Origin of the sequence: Geotalea daltonii FRC-32 (assembly GCF_000022265.1) — a bacterium.
GTDB classification, from domain to species: Bacteria; Desulfobacterota; Desulfuromonadia; order Geobacterales; family Geobacteraceae; genus Geotalea; species Geotalea daltonii.
Genome location: NC_011979.1, coordinates 338,862 through 359,678 on the forward strand (window position 1 = coordinate 338,862; position 20,817 = coordinate 359,678).

The following is a 20,817-nucleotide window of genomic DNA, read 5'->3' on the forward strand; positions in this document are numbered from 1 at the left end:
AAAGGCAGGCCTATGCAGAACATCATCGAACTGCAAAACGTAGCGAAGAATTATGGCAACACAATTGCCTTGCAGCTGAACCGGCTGGCCATAGGGGAGGGTGAGTTGTATCTTCTTGCCGGGCCGAACGGCTCCGGCAAGAGCACTCTTCTAAACATACTGGGTTTTTTGACTCGCCCGGATCGAGGGGAACTGCTTTTCTCCGGCGAGCGGGTCGATTGGAAGAGGGGAACAATGACCCGTTTGCGCCGGCAAGTCACCCTTCTCCACCAGTCCCCCTACCTTTTTCGCGGCAACGTTTACGATAATGTCGCGTATGGCCTTTCCCTGCGAGGCATGGGAGGTGCCAAGGCACAGGAAGTTGTGTCTGAAACCCTGGCTACTGTCGGGCTTGACGGATTCCAATTGCGCAAGCACACGGAACTGTCGGGGGGCGAAGCCCAGCGGGTAGCCATGGCCAGGGCGCTGGCACTGAGGCCGAAGTTGCTGCTCCTGGATGAGCCGCTGGCCAACGTGGACCAGAAGAGCGCCCGCGTCCTTGAAGAAGTCATAGCCGGCCTCCCTTCCATGGGGACCACGGTGGTCATGTCTTCCCACGACCCGCAACATGAAAAAAAGCTTCCCTGCCAAGTGATCCAGCTGCAAGGGGGGCGGATGAATGCCGATCATCTGGATGAGACCGAGTCCCTTGGCAATCTGCTTGGCTATCCTGCTGTTCAGATCTGACGGCAATTCCAGCCCATAAAAGCTGGAAAACTACGGCAGCAATGGAATTACTGCCGTAGCTTTTTTCAGTGTGTCATCTCGCGTGTCTGCAACTCCACCTTCAGCCAGCCCGACTGGCGCATGTCGAAGGCTCGATAGGCATCCACCGCCGAGGTGAGCGGTTCCCTCCTGGTCAGTATCCTGACCGGATCGACCGTGCCGCTTCTGACCATGTCCAGCAGGAACGGAATATATTTGCGATGGTTGCAGTTGCCCATCTTGATGGTGAGGTTCTTGTTCATGGCCATGCCGATGGGGAAAAGGGTCACACTCTCCGGATAAACGCCGATAACGGAGAAGGTGCCCGCCTTGGCCAGGCACTCCACCCCCCAGATGAGGGTCATGGATGGAGCATCGCCGGGATGCCAGTTGTCACCGCTGATATTGGTCTGGGGTGCCACGTGGGCCACCTCCTGCCTGAATTCCTCTTCGTGTTCCTTCGCCTCCCTCACTGCCGGGCCAGTATGAGGCGCTTCAGCATCGACTCCGACGGCGTCGATGGCACGATCGCAGCCGATTCCCCCGGTCATATCCCGGATCATCTGCACCGGGTCCTCCTTGGAAAAGTCGATTACCTCGGCTCCCTGTTCCCGTGCCTTTTCCAACCGCGAGGGGATGCAGTCAACGGCGAAGATCCTGCCGGCCTGGAATAGTTTGGCGCTGGCGATGGCGAACTGGCCAACGGGTCCGCAGCCGAAGATTGCCACGGTGTTGCCCGGTTTTATCTCGGCCAGTTCCGCTCCCATGTATCCCGTCGGAAAGATGTCCGAGACCAGGATTGCCTGCTCGTCGGTGACACCGTCAGGAATTTTGACCAGGCCTACCCCGGCAAAGGGTATCCGCGCTTTCTCCGCCTGCAGGCCGTTGACGGGGCCGGATTTTTCTGGGCCGCCGAAAAAGCTGGTTCCGGCCTGCATGCCGTTTGGGTTGGCATTATCGCACTGGGCATAGTAGCCGTCCCGGCAATAGGAGCAATAGCCGCAGGCTATGGTGGATGGAATAAGAACCCGGTCGCCAGGCTTGAAGTTGCGCACGGCAGTACCGACCTCTTCCACCGTGCCGACCCCTTCGTGGCCGAGAATGGTCCCCGGCCTCATCCCGCTCATGGTGCCGCGCACCATGTGGAGATCGGTGCCGCAGATGGCGCTGGCAGTTATCTTGACGATGGCATCGGTCTGTTGTTCGATCCTCGGCTCAGCGACATCATCCAGCCGGATGTCGCCCACTCCGTGCCACACAACTGCTTTCATATCCGTACCTCCCTTCTTGGATTAGGTCCCGTTAACTGGTAGTGTAGCAGTTGTGGAGGGCATTGCAACGCGCTGAATCCGGGATGACCAGCGAAAAAAGCGGTTGTCAGGCCTTTGCACGGTGTTAAAATTGTTAAGAGCCGACAAGGCTGCGACAAATCTACGAAAAGGAGGTACGCTTATGGCTCCAGGTAATGTCGGACGTGGCGGCGGTCAATCTCCCGCCAATGTCACCAAGAATCTGAAAGGGATCAGCTTCCCTGCCAGCAAACAGGACCTGATCAAGCATGCCCAGCATGAACATGCGGACAGGGAAGTCATCAGTCAGCTCCAGAATTTCGAAGAGAGGGAATATGGCAGCATGGCTGACGTAATGAAGTCATACGGCAAGGAACATCAAGGCTCGTCCCGGAGTAAATCATCACAGCAGCAGAGCCAGCAAAGCAAAAAAGGCTGACCGGGACCAGCAAGGCAAAGAAAAAGGGCCTGAATCTATTGGATTCAAGCCCTTTTTTTAATTCCATCACCCGAAATCAGACATGGCCTCCCGAGAGTGCCTCGCGGATGAAGGAGAGATGGCGCTGCTCGTCGGCCCAATTTGAGCGGACGATTGCGGCAATGTCGGCTGGCCAGCCCAGGCCGCTTGATTTCTCATAGGTGGAGGTGGTAAGCCTTTCGTTGGTTTCCATGGCCTGCAGTGCCCCTTTGGTTCCCATCATGCTGCGTAGTGCCGTAAATCCCTTGATGAAAAAGCCCTTGAAGTCGGCAGTCAGGTCAGGTGGCGTACCCTGCAGTTCTCTCATCTTTTCCGAAAGCACATCGATGTGCCGGCGATGGTCTCCCTGGAATGAGAGAAGCTTGTCCCGGACGATGGATTGATCCATGTTCTTGATTGCCTGGTCATAGGCATGGGTGGCATCCACATCCAGCTTGATCAGTTTTTCCAGTTGGTCGAGGATCTCTTCACGGTCCATATATACCTCCTTTACCATGGTTTGGGCCCCCTGCTCGTCAGGCATGAGCTCTGGGTGGCCGTTTCTGCTGCCTTGGCGCCTTGGCTGCTGCTGGTTCGACCGTTTTGGCCTTTTCTGCAGCTATCTGCTCGCCGATCTGGTTCAAAACGCTAGCGTCCACCAGTTCCATGGCCTGGGGGAAGATCTCTTCCTCTTCCACATCCACGTGATCGTCCTTGGTATCCTCCAGTGCTTCGCAGTTTGCCTGCCACTCCTCTGAGTTGAAGTCCTGCTCGTTCATCTGCTGCAGTATCTGTCTGATGTCATCGTGATCGGCATAGGAATCCTGAACCAGGTCGGCCAGATCTTCGATTTCTTCCAGTTTGGGATAGAAAAACTTCTCTTCCTGGTTCATGTGGTTATTGAGTTCTTCCTGCAGTTGGGAAAACAGCTGCTGCTTCTGCTGTCCATCGGCCTGCTTGATCTTGTCCATAAGCTTGCTAACTTCCTGGTGGTCAGTGCGCAGGATCTGGAAAACGTCGGTTTCGGAGCTCTGTTTTCTGGCCATGTAATGCCTCCTTTTGTGGGTGTTGAGCATTGTCACGCCTACGGCTGTCAGTGCTGATCAGGCCGAAAGCACTGCCGGTAGGGAGGAGGAGCAGCTGCCCCTCCTCCGGCAGGTCTAGAGCTTTGACATGGTGATGTCGGCGGTGCCGTTGCCGGTCTTAAGGTTGACGCCGGTTGCGCTTCCGGTTTCGGTGGTGTTATCCGGCTGAGCTGCGCTCCAGCCTAGGACGAACAGGTCATAGAAGGCGCCGGGCAGCGGTGCAGCGGTTGTTCCGCCAGGCAGGTTGCCGGTGGTGTAAGGATTATCACCCACCTTGACCTTGTCGCTCAGATCCAGGGTGTCCACAAGGGTGCCGCCGTGGGTAATGAGCATGATTCCCTGGTCAAGCCCCGCATCCTTGACCGTGATCTTGCCGCTGATGGTTCTGGCCGTGGCCGGTGCCGAGATGGCCAGAGGGGTGAAAGCGATCAGCGGAGTCAGCGAACTGACATTTGTCAGCTGACTGGCGTTGAACAGCTCTGCGGTGGCAATGGCTCTGAAACCGCCCAGCCCTTCGTTGGGAGTAACGGGGTTGAAGGTGATCGGTCCCCCATTGGCGAATGCTCCCACATGGAGCGGGCCTGAGGACAGCTCGATGGGAGTGCTGAAACTGCCGGTGGCACTGAAGGGATCGATGTGCCTGAAGCGGATCTCGTAGGGAACCGGGTCTGTGGGCAGGGTCTGGTAGAAAGTTATGGCAGCCCCGGCGGGTTTTGCATTTACGTCTACCGCATATTCAGTTCCTGTTGTAAGCCTGATTGGCCGGGAACTGACGGCGGTAGCCTGCTGCGGGTTGCCACCCTTGTGGACTTTGACACCATTGATGATGATTGTTTCCACGTTGCGCCCTCTGATGACCAGGTCATAGGTGGCTGTGGTGGCGGTACCGAAAACCGGCAGCGGGTAAAGGGTGAACCGGCCGCTGCTGTCGATGCTCGTTGCGCGCCGGGCTTGGCGCAATGAGGTTGCCGGGTTTACCTGCTCGGCCTTGATGGTAAAATTCTTGCCCGTATAGTTCTGGAAGGCGGTCCTGAAGGAACTGCTCATATTGTTAAAGGCGCCGCTGATATTGCGGAAGGCACTGCTGGAATTGCCGAAAGCAGTTGCAGGAGGCACCAATGTGCCGGTTATGGCACCGGCGTTGTTCATGTCGAAATATCTCAGACGGGCCTTGAGAATGAATTCCTTGGCTCTGGTCGGCACGGCGGCAAGATTCTGCGCCGATGACATCCGTCCCTGGCGGAAGATCTGCACCACGTCTTCGCCGACGTTGAAGTCCAGCGCCAGCTTCAGGTCGCCGCCGGCGACGATGATCGGCGTTTCCGGCAGAACCTTGATCCCCTGTCCGGGGGATGGAATGCGCAGAGGTACTTTATGTGCGCCGGTGCTGTCGGTATAGTCAACTTCGTTGTTGAAGGTGACCCCGCTGGGTAAGGAAGCCCGGGCTGGACCCTCGGTGGGGGCCAGGAAGACCCTGATCTGTCCATACTCGCCGGCGGGCAGGTTTAGTCCGCTCCAGACCTCCTGGGTCTGGCCGGCGGTGAGGGCGGCAAGATCGATGGTTCTTGGCGTTGACAGGGGAAACTTGATCCATCCGGCATCGGTGAGGTCGTCGGTATCCAGCTTGTGGAACCACGCTTCCGTTACCGTAATCCAGACATGGTCGTAGTTCAGGTCGGGTGCGTCGGTTATATGAATGCTGGCGGTACCGCTGGGTGTTGCTGCTGCGCCCCCTCCACCGCCACCGCATCCTGCTGTTAAAAGAGTTGTCATGGCAATGAACAATAAAATCACTTCCATCAAGCCGGGTCGTGCTTGTTTCATGTGGTTTTCTCCTTTCATGCCTATGGGTGAATTTCTTTTCTTGTGGGTTTCCTCCTCGCTCCTGGCCTGGCTGAACTTGATTTGGCAGCGCGTGTGAGAAAATGCTCCTTTTCCTGTACCGATTTCCTGGCCATGTCGGTCAGATCCTGGTCCTTGAGAAACTGGGTGCATTTGGGGAAAATTTCCTGCTCTTCATCCTCGTGATGGTGTCTGATCCCATCCTCAAGCTTGCTGAAGGTTTCCTGCCAATCCTCGGCCCCAAAGCCGATCTTTTCCAGTTGTAAAAGCAGGTCTTTGGCCTCCTGATGCTCGTCCAGGGCATCTTCCACCAGTGCCTTCATGTCCTGAATGGGAAGCAGTTTCGGGTAAAAGAATTTTTCCTCGATCTGGAAGTGCGCCTGCAGTTCGTTGCGCAGGGTGATGAAAGGCTCCTGCCTTTGTTCGCGGGATGCGGCAGAGATCTGCTGCATGAGCTGCTCCGCCCGGCGGTGATCATTTTTGAGAAGCTCGAAGAACTGGTGAGATTGCTGTGCCATGGCCGCCTCCTGTAAGTGTTGAAACAGCTCGGTTGGCCCTGCTTCCATCAGTGTACGGTCTGGCTGGTCCCCTGGGGCCTGAGGACGATCTTGACGCAGCCGTCCTGCTTGCGGTCGAAGAGTTCGTAGCCCATGGGTGCATCATTCAGGGACATGCGGTGGGTGATGAGAAACGACGAGTCGATCTCCCCGGTCTCAATCAGTCGCATCAGCGGCCGCAGGTACTTCTGGACGTGAGTCTGTCCGGCGCGGAGGGTCAACCCTTTGGCGAAAATGGCACCCATGGGCATTTTATCCACAAAGCCGCTGTATACGCCCGGCACAGAAATAGTTCCTCCCTTGCGGCACGCCTTGATCAACTGGCGCAGGGCAATGGGGCGGTCATTTTCCAGGTGCAGGGTCTGTTTGACCGTGTCATAGGCTGCTTCGAATCCGGTTCCCTGGGCTTCCATGCCGACGGCGTCGATGCAGGAATCGGGGCCCCGCCCGCCGGTCATGTTGTGCAGCGCTTCCGTAATGTCGGTTTCTTCATAGTTGAGTGTTTCAGCTTTGCAGTGCATGCGGGCCATTTCCAGTCGCTCGGGGAAGCGGTCTATGGCGAATACCTTGCCCGCTCCCAGGTGCCAGGCGCATTTCATTGCCAGAAGCCCTACCGGCCCGCAGCCCCAGACGGCAACCGTGTCCCCTTTCCGAATATTGCAGTTTTCGGCGGCCTGGTAACCGGTGGGCAGGATATCGGTGAGGAAAAGTACCTTCTCGTCGCCCAATTCCGCAGGGACCTTCTCCAGACCGGTGTCGGCAAAGGGAACGCGGACGTATTCCGCTTGCCCACCGGCATAGCCGCCGTACAGATGGGAATAGCCGAATATGCCGGCGCCGGTGTCTCCATAGAGTTTTTCCAGCATCCAGGAATTGGGATTGGAGTTGTCGCAGAGGGCCCACAGCCCCTCCTGGCAGTACCAGCAGTCGCCGCAGGCTATGGGAAAGGGAACGATGACGCGGTCGCCGCGGCTGATTGAAGTAATGGCTGAGCCCACCTCGACAACCTCGCCCATGAACTCGTGGCCGAGGATGTCCCCTTCTTTCATGGTCGGGACCTTGCCGTTATAGAGATGCAGATCTGAGCCGCAGATGCCGGAGAGGGTGACTTTGACGATGGCATCACGAGGGTTGAGGATCTGGGGGTCCGGAACAGTATCTACCTGCACATTGTGCTTCCCGTGCCAGCAAACAGCCTTCATAGAGCCTCCTTTCCTGTAGTGTGAGGTGGCCGGATCAGTGGAAGGTTTCACTTCCCCTGTAGGCCGCCGTGGCGGTTTCTCCAGTCTCCATAATCTGTTTCAGGCGTTTCAGGTCTTCTTCGATGACCTGGGCATTGATGCCGTGGGCAACCCTGGCCGCTATTTTTCCGGCTGCTCCACCGGGGGGGCGATAGGACAGATTAACCTTCAGTTCGGTGCCGCGTCCACCGGGGGCTTCCATGAATTCCACCGACCCTTCGTTGGGGATATCGGCATTACCCAGGGATTGCCAGCTGATCCTCTGCCCCGGGTAGTCTTCCAGTATCTCCGCATCCCATTCAACCGTTACCCCGGCCGGTCCCTTTGCCTTCCAGTGGGAGGTGCGGCCGCCGGTAGTGCGGACGGTATCCAGGTGACGCATGAATCTGGGGATGTTTTCGAAGTTATGCCAGAATTCATAGACTTCCTGTGGAGAGCGGTTGATGGTCAGCACCTTCTCCACGCTCAGCCCCTTGTCTTCAGTTCCGGCGGTGTCAACGCCCATTGCCTCGAACAGATCGCAATGGCCGGTTTTGCCGCGGTAGAGGAACATCCCTCCTGCTGCCATCAGTGCCATTCCCGGCAGAATCCGCTTTTGGGCCAGCTTTGTCAGCCCTGAAACGGCAAGCGCCGCCCCACCGATCATGGATGCGGTCCTCTCGTTTCGGCCCACATTGATCCGCTCCTTTCCATGCTGTTTTGCCCCTCTTTCCAAGCCACTCCGGGTTGCTCCAGTTGCAGCTTCCATTGTGTCTCCTCCATCAGCCCCACGCTCAGGCTTCCGTTAGAATTAGCTAACTTGGTATTCCAAACTAATAACACACGGTTAGGAGAATGCAATCTATTGCCGTTATTTAGGTATTGCTGGAATGGGGTGGACGAAAAAGGCCCGGCGGAGGTAATTGGACCCCGTCCAAAAAGGTGGACGGGGCAGTGGAAGGTGATATTGGCGTTGGAAGTTACGGGAGCTTCCCTTTGAAGAGTTTCTGCTCCCAGCGCCAGGCATCGGTAACGATTTGCGTCAGGTTATTATGGCGAGGGGTCCATTTAAGGAGATTCCGGGCGTAATCTGCCCTGGCAATGAGGGAGGCCGGGTCGCCGGGACGGCGTGGCGACTCCACCGCCGTGAATTCCACTCCCGATACGCGGCGTACCACCTCGACCACCTCCCGGACACTTGATCCTTGTCCGTAGCCCACATTGATGATTTCGGATTGCCCTCCGTTTTCCAGGTAGCGCAAGGCGGCCAGATGGGCGGAAGCCAGATCCTCCACGTGGATATAGTCGCGAATGCCGGTACCGTCGGGGGTAGGGTAATCGGTGCCGTAGATGGAGACCTGCTGCCGCATTCCCAGGGCCGCCTGGCAGCATACCTTGATCAAATGGGTGGCGTCGGGGGTCCTCTGGCCCATGCGCGCTTCAGGGTCAGCCCCAGCAACGTTGAAGTACCGTAGCGCCACATATTTCAGCCCATGGGCCATTGAGGTGTCCCTGAGCATCCATTCGCTCATTAATTTGGAAGTTCCATAGGGGTTGATGGGGACTGTCGGGGACTCCTCCGAAGCAATACCCTCTTCAGGGAGACCATAGACGGCCGCGGTGCTGGAAAAGATAAAACGCTCCACACCGAATTTAACGCAGGTTCTGAGCAGATTCATGGTATTGCAGGTGTTGTTGCCATAGTATTTGAGCGGGTCGGAAACCGACTCCGGGGCGACGATGGCAGCGGCAAAATGAAGTACGGTCTTCGGTGAGTGAGCGCGAAAAACCTGTTCCAACATTTCCGCGTCGGACAGTTCGCCGACAATGAGTCTTTCGCCGTTGACAAGGGCCTCGGCAGAACCGGTGGAAAGGTTGTCATAGACAATTACTTCAAGCCCCGCTTCACTGAGCTGACGGACAACATGGCTGCCGATATAGCCGCAGCCACCTGTTACAAGGATAGGCATATGGATTCTCCTGACGCAAAGGGGTGTGATGCCGGATGGAAATAATGCCACACGGCGACCGGCTCGATAAAGAAAAAATTTACTCTTTCATTAAAGATTGGCGGACTATCCTGGCGGGTTCCAGTCGGACTCCGGTAAACATAAAGTGTTTTTAATGGTAACAGAGGTGACTGGTCATTTCAAGTGAAGATCTTGACTCTTTTTTCCCCTTTTATCTCCCTGTGATTTACCGTAGGATATGTTCGCCTCCTTGAAGGGAGGCTGTCGGAGGTGGATCGATGAATTCGCTGCTCATAAAAGGCGCAACGTTGGTTGACGGCAGCGGAGGGGCCGCCTGTCCGGCCGATGTTCTGATGGCAGAGGGGCGCATTCTTGCCGTCGGCCGAGGAAATTCCAGTCTCCCTGCAGACAAGGTAGTGGATGCGGCCGGCCTCGTGTTGGCTCCTGGATTCATCGACATCCACAGCCATACGGATATGACCCTGTTCCGATATCCGCTGGTGGAAAGCAAGGCTTTTCAGGGGGTAACCCTGGAGGTGACCGGTAATTGCGGGCTGAGCTTTTTCCCGGTGGCTGCAGGGGGAGAGCGTCAACTGGCCGAATATCTGGCGCTGCACGACTTCTGCCAGCCCGCGGGCGGCATTGCCTGGAATGACCTCGCCTCCTGGAGCGAAGCGGTCGAGCGGCCGGGGATGGGGATCAACGTGGCGCCGCTGGTGGGGCATGCTTCCCTGCGTATAGCTGCCATGGGCATGGAAAGCCGACCGCCGACCCCCGGCGAGCTGGAGCAGATGCAGGTAACGTTGAAAATAGCCCTGCAGCAGGGAGCATGGGGCATGTCCACCGGGCTTATTTATCCGCCGGGAAGCTATGCAGATCGGGACGAACTGATTGCCCTTGCCCGTACCTTGGCAGATCATGGCGCCCTGTACACGAGCCACATTCGCAGCGAAGGGGAAGGGCTGGCGGCGGCCCTTGAAGAAGCCATGGCCATAGGCAGGGAGAGCGGAGTGCGGGTGCAGATTTCCCACCTCAAGGCCATGGGGAGGAGCAATCGGGGACACGCCGGAGAAATATTGAAGAAAATTGCAGCGGCACGCGCAACTGGCCTGGATATCGCAGCCGATCAGTATCCCTATGCGGCTTCAGCTACCACCCTGGCGGCCCTAGTCCCACAGTGGGCCCACGAAGGAGGAGCTTCTTCCCTCTTGCTGCGGCTGCAGGCACCCGAGCTGCGGGCTCAACTAACGGCTGAAATCGACAGCGCCATGGCTGCCCGCGAGGGAGCGGCAGGAATCATGATCAGTAATTGCCGCTCCGGGCAAAACCGCCATTTCTCCGGCAAGACTATCGCCGAGATTGCCGACCGCTGGGGGTGCAACGGCGCCGCAGCGGTGATCAGGCTATTGGTGGAAGAGAAGGGGGAGGTGGGTGCCATCTTCTTTTCCATGGCAGAGGAAGATGTGGTGGCCATTCTCGCCGATCCGGCAGTCATGGTCGGTTCCGACGGGCATGGCCTCAATGCCGGGGATGCCTCTGGTGAAGCGACCCATCCCCGCTCCTATGGTACTTTTACCCGCGTCCTTGGGCGCTATGTGCGGGATGAAAACCTGCTGTCACTGGAGGCAGCCATCCACAAGATGACTGGACTGCCGGCATCCCGCTTGGGGCTGAGCGACCGCGGGCTGGTGCGGGAGGGTTATGTCGCCGATCTGGTCCTCTTCAATCCGGCAACGGTCAGGGACCAGGCGGATTACGCGGATCCCCACCGCTACGCCACCGGCATCGTACATCTTTTCGTGGCCGGGGAACCGGTGATCTGGGACGGCAAGCTTACCGGGCGAAGACCAGGACGGGTCCTGCGCAGGCTCTCTTCTAAAAAAGAGAACACCTTCCGTTTTGAACAAGCCATTGCTAAAGGAGAATCTAATGTCCCTTGAAACAGTACCCGGCATTTTCTGGGGCCTGCTCGGCCTGGCGCCGCTCCTGGTCTACATTATCCTGGTATTCCGCAATGTGGACATCCTGGCCGCCACCGTGATCTGTGTTGTCATCGGGGCCATTCTCAGTCAACAGACCCTGGTTTCCCTGGGAACGGCGTTGGCCGGCAGCATGGGATCCTTTCTGGCGCTGGTGGGGCTGATCATCATGCTTGGGCGGGGCCTGGGCGAGGTGCTCAATGCCACCAAAGTGTCCCACACCATCGTCCACGGCATCATCTACAGTATAGGGGTGGACACGGAGAGGAAGGCCATGCTGGGCATCATGGTTGCTTGTCTCGTCATTGTCGGTCTGCTGGGGACCATGGCGGGGGGGAATGCCATCATCGCCCCCATCGTCCTCCCCATTGCCGCAGCCCTTGGGCTGTCCCGGAGCACAGTGGGGGTCATTTTCCAGGCGGTGGGGGAGGAGGCGCTGATCCTGGGGCCCTTTTCCCCGCCGGTGATAACGCTGCTCGGCCTGACCAATATTGGCTACGGGGAAATGCTGCTCTATGTTTCCGGCCCGGTTGCCCTCATTACCCTCGCGGTGACCTGGTTGATGATTCAGCGCATCCAGCGCAATACTCGCCATTTGACGCCCTATGAACAACCGGAGGAGTTGGAGCGCTTCGAGCCGACTCGGCAGAACCGGCATGCTACCCTTGCCTTTACGGTGGCCTTTGTTGTCGCCGTCATCTATGGCATCGCGGTAAAGGCGCCGACTTCGTTTGTCGTGGTTATCATGCTGGGGCTTTCATTCATCACCGGTTTTACCGGGGGCCTCAGGTTCGAGCAAATCCTCAGGCACATCATCCACGGCATGGCCGGCAATGTGGGGCTGTTCCTACTCTTTCTCCTCCTGGACCCGTTTATCATCTTTGTGGAAAAGGCAGGTGGCTTTGCTGCCCTGACAACACTGCTGAAACCGATGATGGAGAGCGGCGGCAAGTCGGCCATTGTCATCACCGGCGGATTTCTCGGCGCCTTCGGCATCAGCGGCGCGACGGTGGCCACTCTCAAGCTGCTTCACGAGATGTTCAATCCGCTGCTTGCCAAATATGCCGTCTCTATGCTCGCCTGGTCCCTTGCCCTGGTGGTGGCAACGAGAGTGCACAATTTTGTCTTCCCAGGGGCTAATATGGTCAGTTCCCTCGGATTTGCCGAATCAACCGATATGAAGTCCATGCTGCGTAACGGCTGGCTGGTGGCGGCTTGTCAGCTCACCTTCCTGGTTCTCTTCAGCCTGTTTTTTGCCTGAAGATCATGAATCCATAAGGAGTGACTTTTGCATGTTGAAGAACATGTACAGGATTCCCTACAGTAATCTCACAGCTACCTGCCTGTTTCTCCTCCTTCTGATGGCAATGCTGCTTTTTACCGGCTGCGTGCAGAATTCCGGGCTCGTTTCTTACCAGCAAAAGGATTACGCCGGAGCACTGCGTCACTTTCAATCGGAAGGTGATTCGGCCGGTGATTTTGCTGCCGGCGTCATGCATTACAAGGGCGAAGGGGTGCAGCGCGACCCTGCCGAAGCTGCAGTCTGGTTCCAGCGTGCTGCTAACGGCGGTCACGCCAGTGCCCAATTCAATCTGGGTCTTCTCTACCTGAATGGTGAAGGGGTAGCCAAGGACCTGGGGGAAGCATTCTGCTGGTTCAGTCGGGCGGCGGCCCAGGGGGATGCCCGAGCCCAGTACAACCTTGGGTTGATGTATGCCAGGGGGGACGGGGTGGCCGAGGACATGGCCGCAACCCTGAACTGGTTCAGGCTGGCGGCAGAACAGGGCTACGTCAAGGCTCAGATTTATCTGGGGGGATTATATGCCCGCGGCGAAGGGGTAGAAAAGGACCGCCGGGAGGCGGTGCGCTGGTTCCGCATGGCGGCAGAGCAAGAATCCACCGAAGCCCAGGTGTATCTGGGGGTTATGTACACCAAGGGAGATGGAGTGGAAAAAGATAACGACGAGGCAGCTTACTGGCTGAATCGCGCTGCCCGCAAAGGCTCTATAACGGCTCAGCGCTACCTGGAAAAGCTCTCGGCAAAGACTACTAAAAAATGAAAACGCCTCTTTCATCCTCCCTGCGCGTACCGGACCCTGAAACCCTCAGCGTAAAATAATTCCATCCATGACCATGATGACGGCGCCGGCCACGATTACCCTATGCCCGAAAAAGGCGGATTTGCCGTACTCCCTGCCGTTGACATTGTGGAGTACTCTTTTATTCTTTTTAAATAAGCACTAATCCAACGCAAGGAGGCACATCATGGCTGAAAAGCTCAAGGACAAGGACTATGATCTCATCAGCGTCATCTACAATGCTTCACAGGCGGCGGATACATGTAACCAGTATATGAGGGATGCCGACCAGGAAGGGGACCGTGAGGCTCGCCAGTATTTCAACGAGGTGCTGGAGACGAACGCCAACCTGGTGCAGAAGGGGAAGGACCTGTTGAAGAACCGGCTGTAGCGATAACTAGTTTCCATCCGGAAACTCCGGATGAGAAACTAGTGGTTTCCGATTCGGAAAGAGGGGATTTTTTGTTCTGGCAAGGAAATCAAGGGCTTGCGCGGAGACGTACATCGGTACGTCGCACAAGTAAGCCCGCAGATTGACGCCGCCAGGGCAGAAAAGAACCCTTTCCGGATGGAAACTAACTGCGGCAGAGCGAAGGTAAAGGCCGCCTACGGCTGAATTAGATTCGACGGGATGTAGTTACCTACAACTGAAAGGAGCTGCCATGAAAAAAAGGGTATCGATAATTTTATTGATCAGTCTTTTTGTTTTAAGCACTGTGACAATGCTGGCCTTTGCTGCAGACAAGGGTTTGGCGGGTAAAGACAAGGATTTCATCAAAAAGGCGGCCAGTGGGGGCATGATGGAGGTTGAGCTGGGTCAATTGGCAGAGTCGAAGGCCCAGAACCCGGAGGTAAAAAACTTCGGCAAGCGGATGGTGACGGATCACGGCAAGGCCAATGAGGAATTGAAGACCCTCGCCCAGCAGAAAAACGTTACCCTGCCCACCAAGCTTGAGCGCAAACACAGATCCATGGTGGACAAGCTGAACAAGGCTTCCGCCGCCGAATTCGATAAGAAATACATGTCCGATATGGTCAAGGACCATAAGCATGATGTGGATGACTTCAGGAAGGCGACCCAGAAGGTGAAGGACCCTGAGGTAAAGGCGTGGGCGGAAAAGACGCTGCCGGTTCTCGAACAGCATCTGCAGCAGGCACAGGAACTGGCAGCGAAGGTGGGCGCCAAGGTCAAATAGCAACCCGATGGGGATCCTTCTCCTTGGGTGAGGGCTTGGCCGGATGAGAGGGCTTTTCAGTGCCAACCAGGAAAAATAGTGAACAACCAACGACCGGTATGATGACGATGGCCCGCTTCCTGCGGGCCTGAGTCTGATGAAAAAGCCCCATCTGCGGCGTTGCCCTTACCAGTCGTCGCTGCGGCGTACCGTTAAGTACGCCTCACTCCTCAGGTTTCGGGCGCCTTGCACTTAGGGCTTTTTGATCAGCCTTACATATTGTGACTTCGTCAGCAAACTGGGCCCGCTTCCTGCGGGCCTTCGATTTATTAAATGAAAAAGGAGTAGCAGATGCCGGAGTTGCCTGATCTGACTGTTTTTGCCGAAAACCTGGGTAAGAGGGTAACGAAGAAAATGATACGATCGGTGACGTGCGGGAGAAATTTGCGCCTGAATGTTTCTCCCCGGGAACTTGCAGAATCATTGCAGGATCAGGTGATAGAAGGTGTGGAACGCTGGGGAAAGGAGATCCGGTTTCTCCTTGGCAACGGCAAAATATTACACGTCCATCTGATGCTGACCGGCGGCTTCGTTATAACCGGCAAGCCGGACAAGGTTCCTTTTCCGCAGCTGGTGATCGGCTTCGAGGACGATACAAGCCTTGTCGTCACCGATGAAAAAGCCATGGCCATGGCGGCACTCGATCCGGAAAAGGCGGAAGCTTCACCTGATGCCCTGGCGGTAACCGTCGATGAGCTGAAACGCCTGATTTCCAGGTTTCCGAAGGCTAAGGCCAAGGCGTTTCTCATCGACCAGAAAGTGATGCGCGGCATAGGCAACGCCTATGCTGACGAGATCTTGTGGGAAGCCCGCATCTCACCCCTGTCTTTGATGGGAAAGCTGACCCCCCAGACCATTGAAGTGCTTGCGGAAAAAATACCGGCAGTCCTGCAGTGGGCCATTGTCTCCATCAAGGAGAGGAATCCCGGCATCACTGCCGGTGAGATCCGGGATTTCCTACAGGTGCATAACCCTTCCCGCAAAACATCACCCACGGGACGACCGATCATCAAGGAGAAGATTGCCCAGAAGACGACCTATTATACCGATGAGCAGAAACTATATGTATAGGATAGTACGAAGAAAATTTTTGACTTATTTGTGCGGTTTCAGGTAAATTGTTGAAGAAGTGTGGTGCTTGACCAACGAGTAGCCATCCGCAAAGGATGAACGGAAAACCTGCAGGCCTTAGGAATAGCCGGGTTGCCGAAGTCACACGAATCGGCCCCCGGCTATTTTTGCGTATCAACCATTTTCAACACAGTCAAAGGAGCAGAACAACTGATGAAAAGAATTCCGATCCTGGCCGGCAACCGAAAAGGCCTGACTTCCTTTCCTGTCGGTCTGGTATTCCTTGCCATGACCGCAACATTCAGCCTGTCTGGATGTACCGAGAGCCAATCTTCCCCTGCCCAAGCCAAGGCTTTTGCCGCAGCGACCACGGCAAAGCAGGCAGAGACAGTTGCTGCTCCGGCCGCAGCTGCATTTGCCACAGCCAGCTCAGCTGCCAAAACGGCTGCCGGTGCGACGAGCAAAACCTATACCTCTGCAAAGGCTGAGGCCAAATCTCCCAAGGGCAAGTACCTTGCCGGTGAAGACCCTGCCTATGCCAAGCGTTGCGGCTGGCCGGTCAAGTGTGCGGAGCCGCTGCCCGGCTCCATTCTGCCCAGGAAGCGCATCGTCGCCTATTACGGCAATCCACTTTCCAAACGGATGGGCGCCCTTGGAGAATTTCAGAAGGACGACATGCTGCGCCGTCTGAAGGGAGAGGCAGCGCGTTGGGAGAAGGCGGATCCGTCGACTCCGGTGCAGCCAGCCCTCCACCTGATTGCAGTAGTGGCCCAGGGTGAACCGGGCAAGGCAGGCAAGTACAGGATGGTGATGCCCGACAAAATTATCAACGAGGTCTATGGCTGGGCGAAAGAGGCCAATGCCGTTCTCTTCATAGATATCCAGACCGGTCATGACGATATCCGTAATATATTGCCGCGCTTCGAATGGATCCTGAAGAACCCGGACGTCCACCTGGGAATCGACCCGGAATTCAATCTGATCAAGAGCGGCAAGGTTCCAGGCAAAAAGATCGGCACCTATGACGCCGAGGACATCAATTATGCCTCCGGCTATCTCCGCGATCTGGTGAAGAAATATAACCTGCCGCCGAAGCTGTTCACGGTGCACCGCTTTACTCGCAACGGGGTCACCAACTTCAAGAAGATCGCCCTGCGCCCTGAAGTCCAGATAGTCATGCATATGGACGGCTGGGGGGCGCCATGGCTGAAACGCGATTCCTACAAGGACTATATCATCTCCGAACCGGTTCAGTATACAGGGTTCAAGCTCTTCTACCACAATGACACCAAAAAAGGGGATCCACTGATGACTCCACAGGACCTGCTCAAACTTGAGCCGAAGCCCCTTTATGTTCAATATCAATAGACGCTTATTTTTTCATTAAACAGAGGACCGGCTGCTGCCTGCCGGTCCTTTTTCATTGCGTGATCAGTATGAGTGGCGAGATAATGAATTCTGTTTAACTTTTTGGGTTGCCAGGTCCGATCTTCTTCTTTATACTTTCAGGGAGCAGTTTTTTGTAAGCTAAAAAACACTTTATTAATGGGGAGGAGTCGATATGAACAAAGTCAGAAGATCCATCGTTACCCTGACAGCCTTGGCCGCCCTGACTGGTCTCGTTTTTACTGCAGGTTGCCAAACAGGTAGAGGCACTGGCGGCAGTACCGGCAGCGATACCGGGAGCAGCACTTATGGGACAGGGACTGGCGGATCAACTGGATCGGAAACAACCGGCACCGGGGGCACAACCGGCACCGGCGGCTCGACAGACACCAGTGGTTCCACCGGCTCAAGCAGCGGCGGATCAACAGGCAGCGGCACAGGCGGAAGCATGGACAGCGGCACCAGCGGCACAAAGGGCAGTGGTGGGTCCGGTTGGTATTAATTCATTAGCATGAATGTACCCGATGCTGTAGTTACGCTGAAGACTTGTATAATTTATGAAGGGGGGGACAGGAAACCAAACGGTGCTGTCCCCCCTTTTTGGTCTCCGACAGATAAAAAGTTTAATGGAGTGCTGTATGGCGGCGACCGGACTGAACCATAGCGACGGGGCAAAAAACGGGGAAATGGCTGCCGTTGTCGACCGGAACATCGAGGCACTCCTTGCCCGGCGCCAGGTGGAAGAGCAGGAGAAAAAACGAGAGGACAGGATCGCCGATGCCATCACCCGTTTCACCGGCAGCATGCCGTTCGTCTACTTGCATGTTGTGGTTTTCGGTAGCTGGATTCTTATCAACACAGGATGGATGCCATTCATTCATCCCTTTGATCCCAGTTTCGTCATACTGGCCATGGCGGCATCGGTGGAGGCAATCTTTCTTTCCACCTTCGTCCTTATCAGCCAGAACAGAATGCAGGCCATATCCGACAAGCGGGCAGAGCTGAGCCTGCACATAAGCCTTTTGGCCGAGCACGAGGTGACGCGTATCATAACTCTGGTGACTGCGGTAGCGGAAAGAATGGGCATCGAGGAGTCACAGAACCCTGAACTGAAGGAGCTGGCAAAGGACGTGGCACCCGAGCAGGTCCTGGACAGGATGGAACAGGTGGGGGGCCAAGCGTCCGGGAAAAATCTGTCAGAACGGGAGGTAAAGACCGAAAAAGGGAGGTGAGAACCATGAACCAAACTGACTGGGGCTGGTTTAATTACGGATTCATCTTTGTTATCATCCTGCTCGTTGTGCTGGTGTTATTCAGCTACATATATTTCAATCCCAGGAAAAAGGGTAAACCACCCAACATAGACAAGAAAGCGGGGGATGAAGGGGAGGATTAACGGGAAATACAGCTTAACAGAAAAGGCTGCTTCCGGCGAAAGCAGCCTTTTTTCATGTCTGGTTGTTGCTGAAGGTTTCTATTTTCGCTGCATCCGCTCACCACAGCAGCTCAGTTGGCAGTCTTCCTGGCTGCGGCATTCCTGCAGCACCTGTACTTCAACACCACATTCCTTTCTTGAGCAGCGGTATGTGCTTCCCTTGGCCAATTCGGACATAGAGCCTCCTTTCAGGTTTTCGGCTGTCTCGCACAGCCTCCAGAATTAGAACCAGTTATAAAAAAGCATAGTCCAAAAGGATTGGGAGTCAAGGAACAACTACCTTTATGGAATATGAATTGCATCCGCATCTGTACGGTTCATTCCCCTTCAACAGGAGCTACCTTGCGCCCATTTACCCTGGTCTTCCGAGACCGTGATCTGGAAAAAGAATTCCGGAAAGCCAACTACGAAAAAAACCTGCCTCAGATCAGGGTGTGTCTGGCGCTGGGTTTTCTGCTCTATGCCTCGTTCGGAATTCTCGATCATTGGATTATCCCTGACATTGAGCAATTTGCCTGGACCGTCCGCTATTACATAGTCTGTCCACTGCTGGTCGGGGTCTTCTTTCTCGCCTATTCCGAAATCCGTTATCAGTACATGTATCCGCTGATGGTCCTTGCCGGTTTTGTTGCAGGTGTCGGGATCATAGCTATGATCCTGGGAGCGGGTGCGCCGGGGTGCTTCCTCTACTACGTGGGATTACTGCTCTGCCTGATGTTTTATTACACATTTTTCCGTCTGCCTTTCCTCGCAGCGACAGTCCTGTCCTGGACAATCTTTCTTCTTTACGAGGTCTTGGTCATCTGGACTAAAAGTATTCCCCTGCCGATTCTGACGAATAACACATTTTTCTTTATCGCCTTTAACATTACCGGTATGTCCGCCTCTTACTCCATAGAGCGTTACATGCGCCAGGACTTCCTGCAGCGGCGAAAAATAAGGGAGCAGACTGAGAATCTGAAGAAGGCTTTGCTGGATGTGGAAAAATCAAGGCATGAAGCGGAAGAAATGGCAAAGCTTGATCCTCTTACCAGTCTTTACAACAGGCGTCATTTTTTCTCCATCGCCGAACGTGAATTGGCGCGTTACCGGCGGTACCGCCACAGCCTGTCCATTATCATGATCGACCTGGACCACTTCAAGCGCGTAAACGACACCTACGGCCATTTCATCGGTGACCAGGTGTTGCAGGCCTTGGCCGCTGCCATTGATAAGCTGATGCGCAAGGCTGACACACCGTGCCGTTATGGAGGAGAGGAATTTGCCATTCTGATGCCGGAAACCGATCTGGCAGCAGCCCAAAATCTTGGTCGCAGGATCAAGGATGCCATCGAAAGCACCGAGATCGACACCCGCAAAGGCCCGATAAAAGTGACTCTGAGCATGGGAATTGCCTCACTTGACGGTGCCGAGGATGCTTGCATCGAGCAGTTGGTCGAAAGAGCCGATCATGCCCTCTACCAAGCGAAATATTCCGGCCGCAGTCTCATAAGGATCTGGGATAAATCATCCTCTGCAGAAGCACAGCTGGAACTTCTCACGTGATGCCCTATCCGAAAGTCCGGTCTTTCAGACGCGGCAAAATGGAGTAAGCTCAAGAAGAAACTCTCTTACTTCCTCCCAATCCCTGAGACCGTAACCTGCCGCCGATTCCACTGCCTCTTCTCCCACAAAAATGCCGAGACCGGTTCCCTGCAGGGCGCGAAAGGCATCTTCGTCCGTGGTGTCATCCCCAAGATATATGGGCAGCACCTCAGGGCCATTCATCTCCAGTATGTCCAGCAGAGAGAGAATGGCTTTTCCCTTGTTCCAGTCCGTGTTGGGGAGCAGCTCGAACATCTTTTTTCCCGCCGTTTTCCGGAGCTGGGGATGGCGGTGGATGGCCTGATCCACCGCCGCTTCGACAAGTGTCACTTCTTGTTCGGCAACCAGCCGATAATGGACGGTTATAACGAACCGTTTCCTCTCCACGATGGCGCCTTTTACTTCTGCCAACTGCCGTGAGATTTCCTGGTGGGTAAGGTCAAGGGTTGGCAGGCACTGAATGCCGATTGGCTGTTCAACGTGGAGCCCCTTCGGACCCCCGATCTCAAAGCCGTGGCTGCCGGCGTAGACGATCGAATCGATATTGACCCGTTGGCGCACATCGGGCAAATCGCGGCCGCTGATGACTCCCACCGTGCATTTTGCCGCCAGTCTGAGCATTGCCCGGTGCATCTCCGGGGTGATCAGCGCAGAGTCGGGGGTCGGCGTAATGGGTGCGATGGTGCCGTCATAATCGAGGAAGATGACCAACTGCCTGCCTCTGCCGAGCTGCAGAATTTCCTGCAGATTTGCCAGCGCCGAGGGAAGAGACTGATGTGATGTCTGATCAACAAATCCACTGCCTCTACCAGCCATTGATGCTCCTTCTGTCAAACTGTCAGCATATGGATTACACCCGCGGCATATTAACAGAAAGCCGCTTAC

Annotated in this window: 23 protein-coding genes; 13 read left to right on the top strand and 10 right to left on the bottom strand. The window is 55.7% G+C overall.

Features of this window, described 5'->3' with window-relative positions:
* Positions 1-12 precede the first annotated feature (12 nt).
* On the top strand, positions 13-726 hold the full coding sequence (locus GEOB_RS01360; RefSeq protein ID WP_012645375.1) for an ATP-binding cassette domain-containing protein: 714 nt from the start codon (positions 13-15) through the stop codon (positions 724-726).
* Positions 727-791: 65 nt separating this feature from the next.
* Here the strand turns inward: GEOB_RS01360 and GEOB_RS01365 are convergent, their stop codons facing one another.
* Complete coding sequence (locus GEOB_RS01365) at positions 792-2,015, bottom strand: zinc-dependent alcohol dehydrogenase (protein ID WP_012645376.1); 1,224 nt, start codon at positions 2,013-2,015, stop codon at positions 792-794.
* Between the two features lie 181 nt (positions 2,016-2,196).
* On the opposite strand from GEOB_RS01365, the gene GEOB_RS01370 reads away from it, so the two are divergent.
* Positions 2,197-2,472, top strand: a complete 276-nt coding sequence (locus GEOB_RS01370) for a DUF2795 domain-containing protein (RefSeq protein ID WP_012645377.1) — start codon at positions 2,197-2,199, stop codon at positions 2,470-2,472.
* Positions 2,473-2,548: 76 nt separating this feature from the next.
* Here the strand turns inward: GEOB_RS01370 and GEOB_RS01375 are convergent, their stop codons facing one another.
* The 7 genes from GEOB_RS01375 to galE all read right to left on the bottom strand — a co-directional run bounded on the left by GEOB_RS01375 (position 2,549) and on the right by galE (position 9,164).
* Positions 2,549-3,007, bottom strand: a complete 459-nt coding sequence (locus GEOB_RS01375) for a ferritin-like domain-containing protein (RefSeq protein ID WP_230199002.1) — start codon at positions 3,005-3,007, stop codon at positions 2,549-2,551.
* A 19-nt stretch (positions 3,008-3,026) separates the two neighbouring features.
* Positions 3,027-3,536 carry a hemerythrin domain-containing protein gene (locus GEOB_RS01380; protein WP_012645379.1) on the bottom strand — a complete coding sequence of 170 codons (510 nt, stop codon included), beginning with the start codon at positions 3,534-3,536 and terminating at the stop codon, positions 3,027-3,029.
* A gap of 114 nt (positions 3,537-3,650) precedes the next feature.
* Complete coding sequence (locus GEOB_RS01385; RefSeq protein ID WP_012645380.1) at positions 3,651-5,399, bottom strand: DUF4382 domain-containing protein; 1,749 nt, start codon at positions 5,397-5,399, stop codon at positions 3,651-3,653.
* Positions 5,400-5,419: 20 nt separating this feature from the next.
* Positions 5,420-5,935, bottom strand: coding sequence for a hemerythrin domain-containing protein (locus tag GEOB_RS01390; RefSeq protein WP_012645381.1), 516 nt, complete (start codon positions 5,933-5,935; stop codon positions 5,420-5,422).
* Positions 5,936-5,982: 47 nt separating this feature from the next.
* Positions 5,983-7,176 carry a zinc-dependent alcohol dehydrogenase gene (locus GEOB_RS01395; protein WP_012645382.1) on the bottom strand — a complete coding sequence of 398 codons (1,194 nt, stop codon included), beginning with the start codon at positions 7,174-7,176 and terminating at the stop codon, positions 5,983-5,985.
* A gap of 34 nt (positions 7,177-7,210) precedes the next feature.
* Entirely contained in the window at positions 7,211-7,963 is a 753-nt protein-coding gene (locus GEOB_RS01400) for an SRPBCC family protein (protein ID WP_012645383.1), read from the bottom strand.
* A 211-nt stretch (positions 7,964-8,174) separates the two neighbouring features.
* Positions 8,175-9,164 (bottom strand): UDP-glucose 4-epimerase GalE, encoded by a 990-nt coding sequence (gene galE / locus GEOB_RS01405; protein WP_012645384.1) that lies wholly within the window; start codon positions 9,162-9,164, stop codon positions 8,175-8,177.
* 278 nt (positions 9,165-9,442) lie between these two features.
* On the opposite strand from galE, the gene GEOB_RS01410 reads away from it, so the two are divergent.
* From GEOB_RS01410 to GEOB_RS20025, 10 genes are all read left to right on the top strand, one after another.
* Positions 9,443-11,104, top strand: a complete 1,662-nt coding sequence (locus GEOB_RS01410) for an N-acyl-D-amino-acid deacylase family protein (protein WP_012645385.1) — start codon at positions 9,443-9,445, stop codon at positions 11,102-11,104.
* The gene (locus GEOB_RS01415) at positions 11,094-12,404 is read left to right on the top strand and encodes a permease (RefSeq protein WP_012645386.1); all 1,311 of its coding nucleotides are present in this window, start codon (positions 11,094-11,096) and stop codon (positions 12,402-12,404) included. Before GEOB_RS01410 ends, GEOB_RS01415 begins: the two co-directional genes overlap by 11 nt.
* Before the next feature lie 31 nt (positions 12,405-12,435).
* Complete coding sequence (locus tag GEOB_RS01420; RefSeq protein WP_012645387.1) at positions 12,436-13,203, top strand: tetratricopeptide repeat protein; 768 nt, start codon at positions 12,436-12,438, stop codon at positions 13,201-13,203.
* A gap of 205 nt (positions 13,204-13,408) precedes the next feature.
* Entirely contained in the window at positions 13,409-13,612 is a 204-nt protein-coding gene (locus tag GEOB_RS01425; protein ID WP_012645388.1) for a hypothetical protein, read from the top strand.
* A 271-nt stretch (positions 13,613-13,883) separates the two neighbouring features.
* The gene (locus GEOB_RS01430) at positions 13,884-14,417 is read left to right on the top strand and encodes a DUF4142 domain-containing protein (protein ID WP_012645389.1); all 534 of its coding nucleotides are present in this window, start codon (positions 13,884-13,886) and stop codon (positions 14,415-14,417) included.
* 330 nt (positions 14,418-14,747) lie between these two features.
* Entirely contained in the window at positions 14,748-15,527 is a 780-nt protein-coding gene (locus GEOB_RS01435; RefSeq protein ID WP_012645390.1) for a DNA-formamidopyrimidine glycosylase family protein, read from the top strand.
* 213 nt (positions 15,528-15,740) lie between these two features.
* A complete protein-coding gene (locus GEOB_RS01440) occupies positions 15,741-16,895 on the top strand; it encodes a hypothetical protein (protein ID WP_012645391.1) in 1,155 nt (384 codons plus the stop codon).
* 193 nt (positions 16,896-17,088) lie between these two features.
* A complete protein-coding gene (locus GEOB_RS01445; RefSeq protein WP_012645392.1) occupies positions 17,089-17,415 on the top strand; it encodes a hypothetical protein in 327 nt (108 codons plus the stop codon).
* A gap of 136 nt (positions 17,416-17,551) precedes the next feature.
* A complete protein-coding gene (locus tag GEOB_RS01450; protein ID WP_012645393.1) occupies positions 17,552-18,145 on the top strand; it encodes a DUF1003 domain-containing protein in 594 nt (197 codons plus the stop codon).
* A gap of 5 nt (positions 18,146-18,150) precedes the next feature.
* Positions 18,151-18,309 carry a hypothetical protein gene (locus GEOB_RS20025; RefSeq protein ID WP_012645394.1) on the top strand — a complete coding sequence of 53 codons (159 nt, stop codon included), beginning with the start codon at positions 18,151-18,153 and terminating at the stop codon, positions 18,307-18,309.
* A gap of 78 nt (positions 18,310-18,387) precedes the next feature.
* Here the strand turns inward: GEOB_RS20025 and GEOB_RS20030 are convergent, their stop codons facing one another.
* Entirely contained in the window at positions 18,388-18,525 is a 138-nt protein-coding gene (locus GEOB_RS20030) for a hypothetical protein (RefSeq protein WP_012645395.1), read from the bottom strand.
* 165 nt (positions 18,526-18,690) lie between these two features.
* Between GEOB_RS20030 and GEOB_RS19160 the strand changes: the two genes are divergently transcribed.
* Positions 18,691-19,893, top strand: coding sequence for a GGDEF domain-containing protein (locus GEOB_RS19160; RefSeq protein WP_012645396.1), 1,203 nt, complete (start codon positions 18,691-18,693; stop codon positions 19,891-19,893).
* Positions 19,894-19,917: 24 nt separating this feature from the next.
* On the opposite strand, the gene otsB is transcribed toward GEOB_RS19160, so the two are convergent.
* Positions 19,918-20,748: a trehalose-phosphatase gene (gene otsB, locus GEOB_RS01460; RefSeq protein ID WP_012645397.1), complete on the bottom strand. Its 831-nt coding sequence runs from the start codon at positions 20,746-20,748 to the stop codon at positions 19,918-19,920.
* Between the last annotated feature and the right edge of the window lie 69 nt (positions 20,749-20,817).

Bases quoted from the DNA above. Each gene is read 5' to 3' on its own strand.
- GEOB_RS01375 (WP_230199002.1), bottom strand. From the start codon at position 3,007: ATGGTAAAGGAGGTATATATGGACCGTGAAGAGATCCTCGACCAACTG.
- GEOB_RS01415 (WP_012645386.1), top strand. From the start codon at position 11,094: ATGTCCCTTGAAACAGTACCCGGCATTTTCTGGGGCCTGCTCGGCCTG.
- otsB (WP_012645397.1), bottom strand. From the start codon at position 20,748: ATGGCTGGTAGAGGCAGTGGATTTGTTGATCAGACATCACATCAGTCT.
- GEOB_RS01365 (WP_012645376.1), bottom strand. From the start codon at position 2,015: ATGAAAGCAGTTGTGTGGCACGGAGTGGGCGACATCCGGCTGGATGAT.
- GEOB_RS01370 (WP_012645377.1), top strand. From the start codon at position 2,197: ATGGCTCCAGGTAATGTCGGACGTGGCGGCGGTCAATCTCCCGCCAAT.
- GEOB_RS20030 (WP_012645395.1), bottom strand. From the start codon at position 18,525: ATGTCCGAATTGGCCAAGGGAAGCACATACCGCTGCTCAAGAAAGGAA.
- GEOB_RS01430 (WP_012645389.1), top strand. From the start codon at position 13,884: ATGAAAAAAAGGGTATCGATAATTTTATTGATCAGTCTTTTTGTTTTA.
- GEOB_RS01380 (WP_012645379.1), bottom strand. From the start codon at position 3,536: ATGGCCAGAAAACAGAGCTCCGAAACCGACGTTTTCCAGATCCTGCGC.
- GEOB_RS01395 (WP_012645382.1), bottom strand. From the start codon at position 7,176: ATGAAGGCTGTTTGCTGGCACGGGAAGCACAATGTGCAGGTAGATACT.
- GEOB_RS01425 (WP_012645388.1), top strand. From the start codon at position 13,409: ATGGCTGAAAAGCTCAAGGACAAGGACTATGATCTCATCAGCGTCATC.
- GEOB_RS01440 (WP_012645391.1), top strand. From the start codon at position 15,741: ATGAAAAGAATTCCGATCCTGGCCGGCAACCGAAAAGGCCTGACTTCC.
- GEOB_RS01410 (WP_012645385.1), top strand. From the start codon at position 9,443: ATGAATTCGCTGCTCATAAAAGGCGCAACGTTGGTTGACGGCAGCGGA.
- GEOB_RS01360 (WP_012645375.1), top strand. From the start codon at position 13: ATGCAGAACATCATCGAACTGCAAAACGTAGCGAAGAATTATGGCAAC.
- GEOB_RS01385 (WP_012645380.1), bottom strand. From the start codon at position 5,399: ATGAAACAAGCACGACCCGGCTTGATGGAAGTGATTTTATTGTTCATT.
- GEOB_RS01400 (WP_012645383.1), bottom strand. From the start codon at position 7,963: ATGGAAGCTGCAACTGGAGCAACCCGGAGTGGCTTGGAAAGAGGGGCA.
- GEOB_RS01445 (WP_012645392.1), top strand. From the start codon at position 17,089: ATGAACAAAGTCAGAAGATCCATCGTTACCCTGACAGCCTTGGCCGCC.
- GEOB_RS20025 (WP_012645394.1), top strand. From the start codon at position 18,151: ATGAACCAAACTGACTGGGGCTGGTTTAATTACGGATTCATCTTTGTT.
- GEOB_RS01420 (WP_012645387.1), top strand. From the start codon at position 12,436: ATGTTGAAGAACATGTACAGGATTCCCTACAGTAATCTCACAGCTACC.
- GEOB_RS01450 (WP_012645393.1), top strand. From the start codon at position 17,552: ATGGCGGCGACCGGACTGAACCATAGCGACGGGGCAAAAAACGGGGAA.
- galE (WP_012645384.1), bottom strand. From the start codon at position 9,164: ATGCCTATCCTTGTAACAGGTGGCTGCGGCTATATCGGCAGCCATGTT.
- GEOB_RS01390 (WP_012645381.1), bottom strand. From the start codon at position 5,935: ATGGCACAGCAATCTCACCAGTTCTTCGAGCTTCTCAAAAATGATCAC.
- GEOB_RS01435 (WP_012645390.1), top strand. From the start codon at position 14,748: ATGCCGGAGTTGCCTGATCTGACTGTTTTTGCCGAAAACCTGGGTAAG.